The 15,583-nt window shown below is 33.0% G+C and carries 13 protein-coding genes; 7 read left to right on the forward strand and 6 right to left on the reverse strand.

Annotation, left to right across the window (positions count from 1 at the left end; all coding sequences use genetic code 11):
* Positions 1–11: 11 nt before the first annotated feature.
* Positions 12–2,057: a S41 family peptidase gene (locus P6733_RS03695; RefSeq protein WP_306350255.1), complete on the forward strand. Its 2,046-nt coding sequence runs from the start codon at positions 12–14 to the stop codon at positions 2,055–2,057.
* Between the two features lie 120 nt (positions 2,058–2,177).
* Positions 2,178–2,897 carry a YebC/PmpR family DNA-binding transcriptional regulator gene (locus P6733_RS03700; protein ID WP_306350256.1) on the forward strand — a complete coding sequence of 240 codons (720 nt, stop codon included), beginning with the start codon at positions 2,178–2,180 and terminating at the stop codon, positions 2,895–2,897.
* A gap of 103 nt (positions 2,898–3,000) precedes the next feature.
* On the opposite strand, the gene P6733_RS03705 is transcribed toward P6733_RS03700, so the two are convergent.
* Positions 3,001–4,041, reverse strand: coding sequence for a PLP-dependent cysteine synthase family protein (locus P6733_RS03705; RefSeq protein ID WP_306350257.1), 1,041 nt, complete (start codon positions 4,039–4,041; stop codon positions 3,001–3,003).
* A gap of 81 nt (positions 4,042–4,122) precedes the next feature.
* Entirely contained in the window at positions 4,123–6,258 is a 2,136-nt protein-coding gene (locus P6733_RS03710; protein ID WP_306350258.1) for a S9 family peptidase, read from the reverse strand.
* A 70-nt stretch (positions 6,259–6,328) separates the two neighbouring features.
* Here P6733_RS03710 and P6733_RS03715 point away from each other — a divergent pair, with 70 nt between their 5' ends.
* Positions 6,329–6,652 carry a YbaB/EbfC family nucleoid-associated protein gene (locus P6733_RS03715; protein ID WP_306350259.1) on the forward strand — a complete coding sequence of 108 codons (324 nt, stop codon included), beginning with the start codon at positions 6,329–6,331 and terminating at the stop codon, positions 6,650–6,652.
* Between the two features lie 47 nt (positions 6,653–6,699).
* Here P6733_RS03715 and P6733_RS03720 read toward each other — a convergent pair whose 3' ends face one another.
* Complete coding sequence (locus tag P6733_RS03720; RefSeq protein WP_306350260.1) at positions 6,700–7,725, reverse strand: threonine aldolase family protein; 1,026 nt, start codon at positions 7,723–7,725, stop codon at positions 6,700–6,702.
* A gap of 48 nt (positions 7,726–7,773) precedes the next feature.
* Here P6733_RS03720 and prfB point away from each other — a divergent pair.
* The 3 genes from prfB to P6733_RS03735 all read left to right on the forward strand — a co-directional run bounded on the left by prfB (position 7,774) and on the right by P6733_RS03735 (position 10,926).
* Positions 7,774–8,872 (forward strand): peptide chain release factor 2 gene (gene prfB, locus P6733_RS03725; protein WP_306350261.1). Its coding sequence is split into 2 segments (ribosomal slippage): positions 7,774–7,836 and positions 7,838–8,872, totalling 1,098 coding nucleotides; the frame shifts between segments, so codons are not numbered across the junction.
* Positions 8,873–9,310: 438 nt separating this feature from the next.
* On the forward strand, positions 9,311–10,306 hold the full coding sequence (gene lpxD, locus P6733_RS03730) for a UDP-3-O-(3-hydroxymyristoyl)glucosamine N-acyltransferase (RefSeq protein ID WP_306350262.1): 996 nt from the start codon (positions 9,311–9,313) through the stop codon (positions 10,304–10,306).
* A gap of 83 nt (positions 10,307–10,389) precedes the next feature.
* The gene (locus tag P6733_RS03735; RefSeq protein WP_306350263.1) at positions 10,390–10,926 is read left to right on the forward strand and encodes a DUF1697 domain-containing protein; all 537 of its coding nucleotides are present in this window, start codon (positions 10,390–10,392) and stop codon (positions 10,924–10,926) included.
* Between the two features lie 2 nt (positions 10,927–10,928).
* Here P6733_RS03735 and P6733_RS03740 read toward each other — a convergent pair whose 3' ends face one another.
* The 3 genes from P6733_RS03740 to P6733_RS03750 form a co-directional block, all read right to left on the reverse strand.
* Positions 10,929–11,849: a phospholipase A gene (locus tag P6733_RS03740; RefSeq protein WP_306350264.1), complete on the reverse strand. Its 921-nt coding sequence runs from the start codon at positions 11,847–11,849 to the stop codon at positions 10,929–10,931.
* Positions 11,850–11,973: 124 nt separating this feature from the next.
* Positions 11,974–13,032, reverse strand: coding sequence for an inorganic phosphate transporter (locus P6733_RS03745; RefSeq protein ID WP_306350265.1), 1,059 nt, complete (start codon positions 13,030–13,032; stop codon positions 11,974–11,976).
* A gap of 32 nt (positions 13,033–13,064) precedes the next feature.
* Positions 13,065–13,709, reverse strand: a complete 645-nt coding sequence (locus tag P6733_RS03750; protein WP_306350266.1) for a DUF47 domain-containing protein — start codon at positions 13,707–13,709, stop codon at positions 13,065–13,067.
* Positions 13,710–13,949: 240 nt separating this feature from the next.
* Here P6733_RS03750 and P6733_RS03755 point away from each other — a divergent pair, with 240 nt between their 5' ends.
* Positions 13,950–15,578, forward strand: a complete 1,629-nt coding sequence (locus P6733_RS03755) for an acyl-CoA carboxylase subunit beta (RefSeq protein WP_306350419.1) — start codon at positions 13,950–13,952, stop codon at positions 15,576–15,578.
* Positions 15,579–15,583 lie beyond the last annotated feature (5 nt).

Consider the following 15,583-nt stretch of genomic DNA (forward strand, 5'->3'; position numbering starts at 1 on the left):
TAAAGTATTTGATGAATAAGCTACCCCTATTTTTACTCTTATCTTCCTTTGCGCTATTTGGGCAGAATAGTGATAAAGCTTGTGATTTAATTACTAAAATAAATAAGCTCATTAAAAAAGAGCACTTTAAGCCTAAACCGATAGATGATAGTCTATCGGTTTATGTTTTTGATTCTTTTATTAATACAATGGATTCAGAGCGTAATATTTTTTTGAAAACAGAATATGAAGCTTTAACAAAACATCGTCTTTTATTAGATAATTATATATTGAGAAAAGACTGTTCATTTTTTGAAGATTTTGTATCAACATATAAAAAGGCATTACTAAGAACAAAAGCTTCCATTGAAAAAATTGATAAAGAAAAATTTGATTACGCTTTAAAAAGTGATACCATTCGTTTTACGAAAGATGAAGTTGCTTTTTATGTAAAAGAAAATGATGTTGATCGGGTTTGGCGCAAGCGTTTACGCTATGATGTTTTGGAAGATATTTCAAAAATGAGCACTAAGTTAGATTCTTTAAAACAGAATTTTTCCACATTCGAAAAAGCATCTAGAACGAAGATATTTGAAACAAATCTGTGTAAAATAAGCAGTATACTAGATAGTTCAGAAGGAATTGAAGAATATTTACACAATACATTTTATTCCATTTATTGCTCTTATTTTGATCCTCATACCACCTATTTTTCTTACGATGATAAATCATCTTTCTTTTCTTCATTATCTACCGATACATATTCATTAGGGTTGTATGTGAGCTTGAATGAAAATGAAGAGATTATTGTTGATGAAGTTGTTCCGGGTGGTCCTGCAGCACAAACCAATAAAATTGATAAAGAAGATCAGATTATAAAAGTAACAAATGGTTTGAATGAAAGCTACTGGGTTTCATGTGTAGCTATGAAAACCATTGGAGATATTTTCTTTTCTGATACCTATAAAAATGTAGAATTGACCTTGCGAAAAAAAGACGGAACAGTCTATGACGTTCAGTTGGAAAAGCAAATCATGAAAGCCGATCAAAATACGGTTTATAGTTTTGTAGTTGAAAAAGAAGCGCGTTTAGGATATATTAAAATCCCTAGTTTTTACAGTGATTTTGATGGTAATAATGCGACAGGATGTGCAGACGATGTTGCTAGAGAAGTTATTAAACTACAAGAAGATAAAATTGATGGTTTAGTGATTGATTTACAGTACAACGGTGGTGGCTCTATGGATGAAGCAATTAAGCTATCGGGAATGTTTATCGATCAAGGGCCAATTTCCTTTTTATTGAATAATAAAAACAAACAAACCGTAGTAAATGACTATAACCCAGGATCGTTATACAATGGGCCTATTATTATCTTAATAAATGGCTATACAGCTTCTGCTAGCGAGTTTTTTGCTGCAGTAATGCAGGATTACAACCGTGCGGTTATTATGGGGACTACTTCATTGGGGAAAGCAACAATGCAAACGGTTATTCCTTTGGGAAAAGTAGAACAAGATTTTGTGAAAGTAACCATTGAGAAATTTTATAGAGTTACAGGGAAGAGTCATCAGAAAATAGGGATTACTCCCGATTTAATTGTACCTACTTTATTTGATACTTTAGTTAGTCGTGAAAGTAGCTATAAAACAGCCTTGAATAATGATATTATTTTTCCAAAAGCAAAATTCAGTCCTTACGCAAATACGATATATCCACCAGCTGTAGAGCGTAGTAAAGTAAGAGTTGAGAACGATTCCTTGTTTAAAGAGATAAGCAATGTAAATGATAGAATTAATATCGTTTATAAAGCGCCAAAAGCACCTTTAGTTGTGGATTTTGAAAATGTATTTGAATACACACACAGTTCAGATAAGATTTGGGAAGATATTAAAGTAATTACCGAAAGAGTGAATGATGTAGAGATTAGTAATAATTCTTATGATGAAAAGATTATCGCAAATGATATTTTTCAAAAAGAAATAAATGAATTTAAATTGAAAAGCCTTCGAACGAATCCTTATATTGAGGAAAGCGTAAGGTTAATAAAAGATGTTGATGGAATCTTGAAACAATAAATTTCATCGATAATTAGAATAAAAAGAAGTTCTTATGGTTGAAAAATAGACTAAAAGAATGAAAATAGATTTGATAAAAATATAGAATAAACTTATTTTTGTACCGATAAAAAAATAATCATGGGTAGAGCGTTTGAATTTAGAAAAGCGAGAAAAATGAAACGTTGGTCAGCAATGGCCAAAACATTTACCAGAATAGGTAAAGATATTGTAATGGCAGTTAAGGATGGAGGACCAAATCCAGAGGCTAACTCCCGTTTAAGAGCTGTAATACAGAATGCTAAGGCTGCAAATATGCCTAAAGAAAATGTAGAACGTGCCATTAAAAAAGCATCCGATAAAGATTCTGCAAACTTTAAAGAAGCATTATTTGAAGGATATGCACCACATGGGATTGCTATTTTAATTGAAACAGCATCAGATAATAATAACAGAACAGTAGCAAATATCAGAAGTTACTTTAATAAATGTAACGGAAGTTTAGGTACACAAGGTTCTGTAGAATTTATGTTTGATCATACTTGTAATTTCAGAATTACAAAAGGAGATATAGATACAGAAGAGTTAGAATTAGAATTAATTGACTTTGGTGTAGAAGAAGTTTTTGAAGATGAAGACGGAATATTGATATATGCGCCTTTTGAGAGCTTTGGAGCGATTCAAAAAGAATTGGAGCACAGAAGTATGGAAATCCTATCTTCGGGCTTTGAGCGTATCCCACAAGTGACAAAACAACTTACTGCGGAGCAAGTAGCAGACGTTGAAAAGCTTTTAGAGAAAATTGAAGAAGATGATGACGTTCAAAACGTATATCACACAATGGAAGAATCGGCGGAATAGTTCTATTTCTTTCTATAAATAAAAAAACCATTCTGAAAAGAATGGTTTTTTTATGCTTAAAACAAAAACGGAAAGAATTTACTCTTTCCGTTTGTATATAGTATTATTTGATAAATTCAATTTTCTGAGCTTCTTCAAGATTAATGCTATCGAAGAAACCTTGCTCGTTCATCCAGTCATCACTGAATACTTTACTCATGTAACGAGAACCATGATCTGGGAAAATAATTATAACATTACTGTTTTCATCAAATTCTCCATTTTCAGCATACTGTTTTACTGCTTGAATAGCAGCACCGCTAGTATATCCTACAAATAAGCCTTCTTTTTTTGCAATCTCGCGAGTAGTATGTGCACTATCTTCATCAGATACTTTGATGAACTCATCAATTACGTCAAAGTCAGTAGCTGTAGGGATTAGATTTTTACCAAGACCTTCAATACGGTAAGGGTAAATTTCATTATTATCAAACTCCTTTGTTTCATGGTATTTCTTAAGGACAGATCCATAAGCATCAACACCTAGAATTCGGATATTTGGATTTTTTTCTTTTAAATATTTTGCCGTTCCAGAAATTGTTCCTCCTGTACCACTACAAGCTACTAAATGGGTAATTTTACCATTCGTTTGTTCCCATATTTCAGGACCAGTAGATTTGTAATGAGCGTCAACGTTTAATTCATTAAAATATTGGTTAATGTACACAGAACCTTTCGTTTCTTCGTGTAACCTTTTTGCTACATTGTAATAAGAGCGAGGATCATCTGCAGAAACATGTGCTGGGCAAACATAGACTTTAGCGCCCATGCTGCGAAGCATATCAATTTTATCTCGTGATGATTTTGAACTTACGGCCAATACACAGTCATATCCTTTAATGATACTCACCATAGCAATACTAAAACCTGTGTTACCAGAAGTAGTTTCTATGATTGTATCACCTGGTTTAAGAATACCTTTTCTTTCTGCCTCTTCGATGATGTATAAAGCAATCCTGTCTTTTGTTGAATGCCCAGGATTGAAAGCTTCGACTTTCGCGTAATAATTTCCTTTAAAACCTTCTGTTACTCTGTTAAGTTTAATAAGGGGTGTATCCCCTATTAATTCTAATACATTATTGTAGGCTTTTATTTCTTCTTTCATAAAAAATAAGTTAATCAAGGTAAAACTCTTGCAAAGTTTTGTCCACCTCAAATCTCTGCAAATTTAACAAAAAATATCTAATTACTTTTTAATTCCTTCTAAATCTAGTAAAAAACTATATTCTTTAGCAACTTCTTTTAGTGCTTCAAAACGTCCTGAAGCCCCGCCATGACCCGCATCCATGTTAGTTTCGAGTAATAATAAATTTTCACCAGTTTTTTTAACTCTCAATTTTGCAACCCATTTTGCCGGTTCCCAGTATTGTACCTGAGAATCATGTAAACCTGTGGTTACGAGCATGTTTGGGTATTGTTGAGCTATTACGTTATCATAAGGCGAGTAAGACTTCATATAGTCATAATATACCTTATCATTCGGATTTCCCCATTCATCGTACTCTCCCGTTGTTAATGGAATAGTATCATCTAGCATGGTTGTTATTACATCTACAAAAGGAACCTGAGCAATTACACCTCGGTATAAATGAGGCGCAATATTTACAATTACACCCATTAATAATCCTCCTGCAGAGCCTCCTTCGGCATATAAATGCTGTTGAGAGGTGTATTTTTGATCAATTAAAAATTTTGAACAATCTACGAAATCTGTGAATGTGTTTTTCTTTTTTAACAGTTTACCATCTTCATACCATTTTCTACCCATGTCTTCTCCTCCTCTTACGTGCGCTATAGCATAAATAAATCCTCTGTCTAGAAGACTTAAGCGCGATGAAGAGAAATAAGCATCCATTGTAGCACCGTAAGAACCATAGGCATACAGTAAAAGTGGGTTTTTACCTTTCTTTTCCATTCCTTTTCTATAAACAATAGAAATAGGAATTTTTGTTCCGTCAGCAGCTGTTGCCCATACTCTTTCGGAATGGTAATTGTCTTTGTTAAATTTACCACCTAGAATTTCTTGTTCTTTTTTTACTTCTTTCGCTTTCGTTTTCATATTGAAATCGATAATAGAGAAAGGTGTATTTAAGGTTTGGTATCCATAACGTAAAATATCAGTATCAAAATCAACATTTGAAGTCGTACCTACAGTATACGTTTCGCTATCAAAAGGTAAATAATATTCTTTATCGCCATTCCATGGCATAATACGGATTTTATTTAATCCATTAGAACGTTCTTCAACAACTAAATAATTCTTGAAAATTTCAATATCTTCCAGTAATACATCTTCACGATGTGGAATAACATCTTTCCAGTTTTCTTTTGAAGTTGCCGATTCTGGTGTTTTCATCAACTTAAAGTTGGTTGCATCATCTTTATTAGTAGTAACGTAAAAATTAGTACCATAGTGTGAGATGCTATATTCTAAACCACGAACTCTAGGTTGAAAAATTTTAAACTTTTCATTTGGAGTATCTGCATTTAAGGTTTGATATTCAGATGTTAAAGTGCTAGATGAACCAATAACAATGTATTTTCTAGATTTTTCTTTATATACATAAAGATTAAAAGTATCATCTTTTTCATGATAAATTAATGCATCATTTTTTGGATCGTCGCCAATGATGTGTTTGTAAACTTTATCGGAGCGTAATGTAACTTTATCTTGTCGAGTATAGAAAATTGTTTTGTTATCATTTGCCCAAACAGCACCACCAGAAGTATTTTCGATTTTATCTTTTAGAATTTCACCCGTCAGTAAATTTTTGATTTGCAAAGTGTAAATTCTTCTACTTACTGTATCTACAGCAAAAGCACCCCATTTGTTATCAGGACTTATACTTAGCCCAGATAATTTGAAATAAGAATGACCTTTAGCCATAATATTACAATCGAATAATATTTCTTCTTTTGCTTGAAGATTCCCTTTTTTTCGAGAATATATTGGATAATCTTTTCCCGTTTCATAACGAGTAATATAATAGTAACCGTTTAATAAATAAGGAACAGAAGAATCATCTTCTTTAATTCTTCCTTTCATTTCTTCAAACAAATCATTTTGTAATGTTTTTGTATGAGCAGTCATCTTCTCATAGTATTCATTTTCTTTTTTGAGATATTCAATGACTTCAGGATTTTCTCTATTATTAAGCCAGTAATAATCGTCAGTTCTGACGTCACCGTTTTTTTCAAGAGTTTTGGATTTTATGGATGCAATTGGAGGTTGTATATTGTTCAGCATTGTACGTTCTTTATTTTGAGAATACGATGTTGCAAAAATAATACAAACACTACAGATTAAGGTGGTATTTCTCATTCTAATTTTTTATTGAAATTAACTATGCAATTTAGTAAATTTGTAATGGAAAAAATTAAAATTTATCAACATGTTTGGAGACATTATGGGAATGATGGGTAAACTCAAGGAGACCCAACAAAAAATTGAAGAAACAAAGAAGAGATTAGATACTGTTTTAATAGACGAACAAAGTAATGACGGTCTATTAAAGGTAACATTAACAGCAAATCGTGTAATAAAAAACATTACAATAGACGATAGCTTATTGTCTGATAAAGAGCAATTAGAAGACTATCTATTGTTAGTTATTAACAAAGCTATTGAGAAAGCAACAAATGTTAATGAGGCAGAATTAGGTGCTGTTGCACAAGATGGTATGCCTAATATACCAGGAATGGATTTATTCAAATAATAATAATTTTCGCCTTTTGCTTAAAAGAGTAAAAGGCGAAAAATTATTTAATATACAAACTTGCTAAGTGTTTCAATTACATAAGTATGCATAACTTCTCTGTAATCTAAATGAGTCACAATTCTAAGTTTACCTTTACCCATTGAACTAATGTGAATATTGCGTTGTTTTAATTTTTCAATTAATAAACCTTCATTCAAATGATCCTGAATAGAGAAAATTAGAATATTTGTCTCTACAGGTTCTACACGCTTTATCCACGGTAATTTTTGAAGTAAATTACCAATTTCTTTTGCTCTTCGATGATCCTCAGCTAAACGGCTAATATTGTTTTTTAAAGCATAAATACCAGCAGCGGCTAAATAACCAGCTTGACGCATACCACCTCCGAAGATTTTTCGAATACGTAAGGCTTTGTCAATATGTTCTTTGTCTCCTACTAATAATGATCCAACTGGAGCACCCAAACCTTTTGATAAACAAACCGATATAGTATCGAATAATTCACCATATATTTTAGGACTCTGGTTTTTGGCTACTAATGCATTCCATAAACGAGCACCATCCAAATGGTATTTTAAACCATGATCGTCACAAACTTGTCTTATTTTCTTGAGTTCTTCAATATCATAACAAGCTCCTCCTCCTTTATTAGTAGTGTTTTCAATACTAACAAGGCTAGATAAAGGACTATGGTAAAATTCAGGTGGATTTATTACCTCTTTTATTTGCTCCGCTGTAATCATACCGCGATCACCATCCAATAAAGAACAAGATACGCCACTATTAAATGCAGCTCCACCTGCTTCGTACAAATAAACATGAGACCATTTGTCACAGATTATTTCTTCGCCAGGTTGTGTGTGTATTTTTATAGCGGTTTGATTGGCCATAGTGCCCGAAGGAAAAAACATGGCAGCTTCTTTTCCAAATATATCAGCAACGATAGCTTCTAGCTCGTTAACTGTCGGGTCTTGTTTATATACATCATCCCCTACTTTTGCATGCATCATATACGATAGCATTTCTGTAGTGGGTTTAGTGACTGTGTCGCTAATTAAATTTATTTCCATAATTTAAAAATGAAAGCTTATTTTTGCGGGTATAAAACTACAATAATTATGATAAATACCGAACAAATTAAAGGTATTATAGAGCGCCTTGGTGCGTTAAGGAGGTATCTTTGACGTCGATAAGAAATTAATCGAAATTACGAACGAAGAAGAGAAGACCTTTGCACCCGACTTTTGGAATAACGCAAAAGAAGCGGAATTAATTGTGAAGAATCTCCGATCTAAGAAAAAATGGGTTGAAGATTACGAAAAAGGCAATGCCATGGCCGATGAACTTCAGATAGCCTATGAGTTTTATAAAGAAGGTGAAATCACTGAAGAAGAACTAGATCAGCAGTATTATTTAACCAATAGTCACATTGAGGGATTAGAATTTAAAAATATGCTTTCTGATGAAGGTGATAGCATGAGTGCAGTATTACAGATTACAGCAGGTGCCGGTGGTACCGAAAGTTGTGATTGGGCAGAAATGCTGATGCGTATGTATATGATGTGGGGCGAAAAGTCGGGATATAAAATCAAAGAATTGAACTTTCAAGGTGGTGAGGTAGCCGGAATTAAAACGGTAACATTAGAATTTGAAGGAGATTATTCATTTGGTTATTTAAAAGGTGAAAATGGTGTACATCGATTAGTTCGTATTTCTCCTTTTGATAGTAATGGTAAACGACATACTTCATTTGCATCTGTATATGTATATCCTTTGGCTGATGACACTATTGAAATTGAAATTAATCCATCAGATATTTCGTGGGAAACGATGCGTTCGAGTGGTGCTGGGGGACAAAATGTAAATAAGGTAGAAACGGCAGTGCGTTTGCGCCACCACCCTACTGGTATTATTATTGAAAACTCTGAGACGAGATCTCAACTCGATAACAAAACAAAAGCGATGCAATTATTGAAATCGCAATTATTTGAAATTGAATTGAAGAAACGTCAAGCCAAACGAGATGAGATTGAAGCCAATAAAATGAAAATCGAATGGGGTTCTCAGATTCGTAATTATGTAATGCATCCCTACAAATTAGTTAAAGATGTACGTACACAACATGAAACGAGTGATGTAGATGGTGTGATGAATGGTGAAATTGACGAATTCCTAAAAGCATTTTTAATGATGATGGGACAAAAAAGTGAAGAATAAATAAGATTACAATTTGTAATATATTGAAAGCTACTAAGTGAAAATTTAGTAGCTTTTTTTGTAAAATGGTTACAATTGTTTTGGTTATGATTAAGAAAGTATTAAAAAATGTTAATTAATGATTTGCCATGAAATAAATAAGCAATATTAGAGTTATGAGTTATTATCGTCTAAACGGTTTTAGAAAATATTAATCGGTATTAAATGTTAAATATAGTAAGATTTGAACCGAACAAAAAGTATTAAAAATAGAGTTAAAGCTCTATTATTGACCAATTTAAAATATAAAAAGGAATCAGATTTAAAGTTGTCTTTTATATTGATCATAAGTTAATTATTTGGATATTGACTAGTAAAACACTTTATTTGATGACAATTCGTTAATTCATCCAGATTATGGAACTAGGATGGCTAATATTTTAATAAGATCAACACTACATGAAGTCATTCACAATCAATGAAATCAACGAAATACTTAAAGGTATTTTAATCGGTACTACCACAAACTGTATTACAGGTCCCGAGCAACTCGAGCGAGCAAAAAACAATCATATTACTTTTATAGGTAGTAAGAAATATGTTCAATATTGGGAAGGTTCTAATGCTACAGCTGCAATTATCAATGAAGATATCGAAGTATTGCCAGGAGAAAACCGCGCTTTAATACGTGTGAAGAATGCCGATTTGGCAATGGCTCAATTATTAGAGCTTTTTGCTCCAAAAGCGCCAACGTTCGATTGTGATATTCATGCTTCTGCAAATGTTGATTCTACTGCAATAATTGGAACAGGATGTAAAATTGGAGCCGGTGTTTATATCGGAAAAAATGTAACTATTGGTGATCATACAATATTATATCCTAATGTTACTGTATTAGATGATTCTACGATTGGAAGTCATAGTGTATTATGGTCAGGAACTGTAATTCGTGAGCGTTGTCATATTGGTAGTCATTGTATTCTACAGCCTAATGTAACTATTGGTGCTGATGGATTTGGATACCATTTTTGTCCTGACTTAAAAATGTTAGTGAAAATTCCACAAATTGGAAATGTAATTATTGGTAATGGAGTAGAAATTGGTTCAGGATCTTGTGTAGATCGTGGAAAATTTAGCGCTACAATATTAGGTGACGGAACGAAAATAGATAATCTAGTTCAAATTGGACATAATAGTGTATTAGGGAAATGTTGTATTATGGCTGGAAACAGTGGACTTGCAGGTTCAGTAACTTTAGGTGATGGTGTTGTTATTGGAGGAAGTGCTTCTATTAAGGATCACGTAACTATTGGTGATGGAGCGATGGTTGGTGCTGGTTCAGGAGTAATTGCTGATATTCCAAGCGGTAAAAAAATGTTAGGATATCCTGCTGTTGAATCACGTGAAGCATTAAGACAATGGGCAGCAATTAAAAGATTGACAAAACAAGCATAAATTCTATATAATAATATTTTAAACCTGGAAAATTGAATAGTTTTACAGGTTTTTTTATGTTTACAAACTAAATCAATCTCCAAATGAATTATAAATATGTTGCCCTATTAAGAGGAATAAATGTAAGCGGACAGAAAATCATTAAGATGGAAGTGCTTAAAAAGATGTTTGAACGTTTGAATTTCGAACAAGTGAAAACATACATTCAAAGCGGCAATGTTATTTTTGAAAGCAATATCTTAGAAACAAATAAATTAACCGAACGCATTATAGAAGAAATTGAAATTGAATTTGGTTTTCAGGTTCCAGTATTAGTTAAGAAAATATCCGAATTAGAAGAAATAATCAATCATAACCCCTATTCCAATCTCAATGAAGATGAATTAAAGCGTTTGTACATTGTTTTATTAAAAAATCCTGCGGAGCAATTCCTTATAGAACAATTGAATTCAATTGATTATGCTCCAGAAGAATTTCATATTACAGAAAAAGCAATTTACTTTTATTGCCCAAGTGGTTATGGAAAATCCAAAATAGACAATAACTTTTTTGAGAAAAAATTAAAAGTAGTAGCAACTACTAGAAATTGGAAAACCATGAATGCTTTGGCCGGTTATTAATACTACAACCATTCGATTAATGATATACCCAATCCGAAAATAGTTTGACGATTGTTGTAATCAATTAAAGTTTCTCCATAACCATGAGAAAACTGCATTCGAGCTTTTAAATTTCCTGAAATTGGATAAGACCAGTCAAATTCAATCAATCCACGACTATTGGAGTTAAAATTCAGGTTATGACGCCCTGTAAAGGATAATACATTCCCCTTATAGGTATAAACAACGGTCATTTCTCCCCTACCCATATAATCGACTATTTTAGGATTTTCATCATCGGAATCCGGTAAACGAAACCAAGGACGAAGATAAACGCTCCAGTTATCACGTTCCAATCCAGCTTGTAGAATGACACGATTCCAGCTTCGGGATATATTTCCACCACGACCATTGGATTCATGATTGAATGAAATGCCCAACATCCTCGTTTTAAAGCCTAATACATTAAAATTTGTCGCAAAATTCAAGATTACCTCAGGCTCGTAATTAACTTCTCTAAAAGGTCTCGATAAGCTTTTGTTATAAACCTGCCAGTTTGATTTTTGAGAATAAGCAATCCATAAATCACCATTCCCCCAAAATAACCCTTGAAATGTCTTTACTTTAAAACTTAATTGAAATTTAGCTTCGTAATTATTCAGGTTTACAGCTTCATCTTCTGGAACAGAATAAGCGGGATTATCACTTTGAGGTCTTTCATTAGGATGACTAGACCAACGTGTAGGTAGTATATAAATAGGTTTATAAGGAGTAATCAAAAAAGTCCCTTTTCTAGAAGTAGAATCTAATTCCCAACGTTCCGTAAGGGTTCTATATTGCTTATAATTATCAAACAATGTATTTAATTGAGCCTGTACTTTTGTCGTAGAAATTCCAAATAATAGGACGTAAAAAAGTAAAATACAGTTTTTATTTATAAACATATTGATGGTTGATTACTAATTAGTGATTATAAATATATTCATTTTTTTGATAAAATGAGGCAATAAAAAAAGCACAGAATTTTAAAATCCTGTGCTTGTATAGTTTATTGTCTGAAAATAATATTTAAGACAAGAAGAAACTTAATATATAATAGAGTATTGCGGCTAATGTAGCTGAAATTGGAATAGTTAATATCCATGCCCAAACTAAACTAATAGTGAAGCCCCAACGTACTGCAGAAACGCGTTTTGATAATCCAACCCCAATGATAGCACCAGTTATGGTATGTGTTGTTGAAACAGGAATTTTTAAAGCTTCAGTTAAAAACAATGTAATCGCACCAGCTGTCTCAGCAGCAAATCCTTCAATAGGTGTTACTTTAGTAATCTTAGACCCCATTGTTTTTACAATTTTCCAACCACCACTCATTGTTCCTGCAGCAATTGCAGAGTAACATGCTAAAGGTACCCAGAAAGGAGGGTTATTAATTTTCACCTTCCCATCAATAATTGAATAATCAAGGTGTAACCATGCAGGTATTTCTGATATTTCAAGATGCGTTTGTGTCAAATAAACCACAATTGCAGCCGAGATAATACCCATTACCTTTTGAGCATCATTACCACCATGTCCAATACTGAAGATTGCAGATGATAACAATTGTAATTTTCTAAACCACCATTCCGCTCGAGACGGGTTTGCTTTTTTACAAATATGCAGTATGAGGACTGTTATTAAATAGGCGACTAAAAGTCCAATAACAGGAGCTAGTATAATAAATAAAGCGATTTTTCCAATAACATAAAGATTCACTACACTCAATCCGCCATGTGCAACAGCTGCTCCGGCAAAACCACCAATTAAAGTATGAGATGATGAAGAAGGAATTCCAAGTGCCCAAGTAAGTAAACTCCATGTGATTGCTGCTACAATACCAGCAAGGATCACGACTAAATTAATTTGAAGTGTATCGGCTGTTTTTGCAACCGTATCCGCAATATTTAAATGGAAAATCCAATAAGCCAAAAAGTTAAAGAATGCTGCCCAAACTACTGCTTGGAAAGGTGTCAAAACTTTTGTAGATACAATAGTTGCGATAGAATTGGCTGCATCATGAAAACCATTGATATAGTCAAATATCAGTGCAAAACCAATAATTATTAAAAGTAAAATGTAATCCATAAAATAGTATTTCCTAAATGAATTAGAATAAATTAAGTGTGTTTTACTGAAATTGATTCTAATACATTAGCTGCATTCTTACATTTATCAGTTGCTGTTTCTAATGCAGATAAAACCTCTTTATATTTCATGATGTTTTTTGCATCACTTTCATTTTCAAATAAATCCGCTACGGCTCTATCAAAAACATAATCGGCTTTATTTTCTAACTTATTTATTTTAGTACAAGCTGTAGTAATATTTTTTACGTTTTTTAAATTCTTAAGCTCCTTTACTCCTATTTCTAGGTACTTACAAGCATCAAGATTAATTTCCGTTAGTTTTCGGATTGGTTTAGTGATTTTGTCTACTTGATATAAACGCATTCTACTACCTGCACCATGCAAATAATCGGCTACATCATCCATTGCTGTTGCAAGAGAATAAATGTCTTCTCTATCGAATGGAGTAATGAAGTTTCTACTCAATTCTAAATAAGTTTTGTGGGTAACATCATCACACTTTTGCTCTAATTCTTCGATGTATAAGAAAAGTTTCTCTCTTTCACCTAAAGGAGCATTTACAGCTTCGTGTAATGTTTCTGCTAGTTTGATTAAATTACCTGCCATTTCTTCGAAAAGAGGAAAGAACTTTTTATCTTTCGGCACCAAAAACTGGAAAATTGTATTTAGAGACATATTTGTGTTTTAATGGTGCAAATGTATTCTTTCAATGTTAAGAAAAGATTAAGTTAACATCAAATGGCGGTTACCAAAAGAGGTTTTTTTGCCTGTAATTTCTCAAAAAGCAATACTCTTTTATTTCAATCGTTTTCGTAATTTAGCGAACCAAACACCAACTAAATAAAAACAAGCATTCTTTAGATGAAATTTACAGTGTAAATACAAAGAATGCCTAATATAATAGATAAGATAAACATGGACATTAACTTCAACAAAAACGAAGATTTCAACAAATTATTAGTATCAGATTTAAAGCAGAAACTTACCGTTGTAAAACAAGGCGGTGGTGAAAAGCGTATTGCCAAATTACACGGTGAAGGAAAAATGACTGCCCGTGAACGTATTGACTATTTATTAGATCCCAAAAGTAAGAGTATCGAGATTGGTGCTTTTGTTGGAGATGGTATGTATAAAGAACATGGTGGATGCCCATCAGGTGGAGTTATTGTAAAAATAGGATATGTAAAAGGAAAACAATGTATCGTCGTGGCTAATGACGCTACTGTAAAAGCCGGTGCCTGGTTCCCTATCACAGCAAAAAAGAATTTACGTGCGCAGGAAATCGCAATGGAAAATAAATTACCAATTATCTACTTGGTAGATAGTGCAGGAGTTTATTTGCCTTTACAAGATGAGATTTTCCCGGATAAAGAACACTTTGGTCGTATTTTTAGAAATAATGCTATTATGAGTAGTATGGGAATCACTCAGATTGCTGCTGTAATGGGAAGTTGCGTTGCAGGTGGTGCCTATTTACCTATTATGAGTGATGAAGCATTAATTGTAGATAAAACAGGAAGTATTTTTCTAGCAGGAAGTTATTTGGTAAAAGCTGCGATTGGAGAAACTATAGATAATGAAACTTTAGGAGGAGCAACAACACATTGTGAAATTTCTGGAGTGACTGATTACAAAGCGAAGGACGATAAAGATGCATTAGATAAAATTAAAAATATCGTTGATAAAATAGGTGATTTTGATAAAGCGGGATATAGCAGAGTTAAAGCGGTAAAACCAGCATTAGAAGAAAGCGATATTTATGGAATACTACCAAAATCACGTTCGGAGCAATACGATATGATGGAAATCATCAAGCGTTTAGTGGATAACAGTGAATTTGAAGAATACAAAGAAGGATACGGACAAACGATTATTACAGGATATGCTCGCATTGATGGATGGGCTGTTGGAATTGTTGCAAACCAAAGAAAAGTGGTAAAAACCAAAAAAGGTGAAATGCAGTTTGGTGGTGTAATTTATTCTGATAGTGCAGATAAAGCAACTCGTTTCATTGCAAATTGTAACCAAAAGAAAATTCCATTAGTGTTTTTACAAGACGTTACTGGATTTATGGTAGGAAGTAAAAGTGAGCACGGAGGAATTATCAAAGACGGTGCAAAAATGGTAAATGCTGTCAGTAACTCAGTAGTACCGAAATTCACAGTTGTGGTAGGAAATTCATATGGTGCAGGAAATTATGCAATGTGTGGAAAAGCCTATGATCCAAGATTGATTTTTGCATGGCCAAGTGCAGAATTAGCAGTAATGGGTGGAACGCAAGCAGCAAAAGTATTAATGCAAATTGAAGCCTCTTCTTTGAAAGCAAAAGGAGAAACAATTACAGCAGAGAAAGAAACAGAAATGTTTGATAAAATAAAAGCAAGATACGATGCACAAGTTTCTCCGTATTATGCAGCTTCTCGTTTATGGACTGATGCTATTATTGATCCTTTAGATACTAGAAAATGGATTTCATTAGGGATTGAAGCAGCCAATCATGCTCCGATTGAGAAGCAATTTAATTTAGGTGTAATCCAAGTTTAAATCAT

The organism is Flavobacterium aerium (assembly GCF_030766725.1).
GTDB lineage: Bacteria > Bacteroidota > Bacteroidia > Flavobacteriales > Flavobacteriaceae > Flavobacterium > Flavobacterium aerium.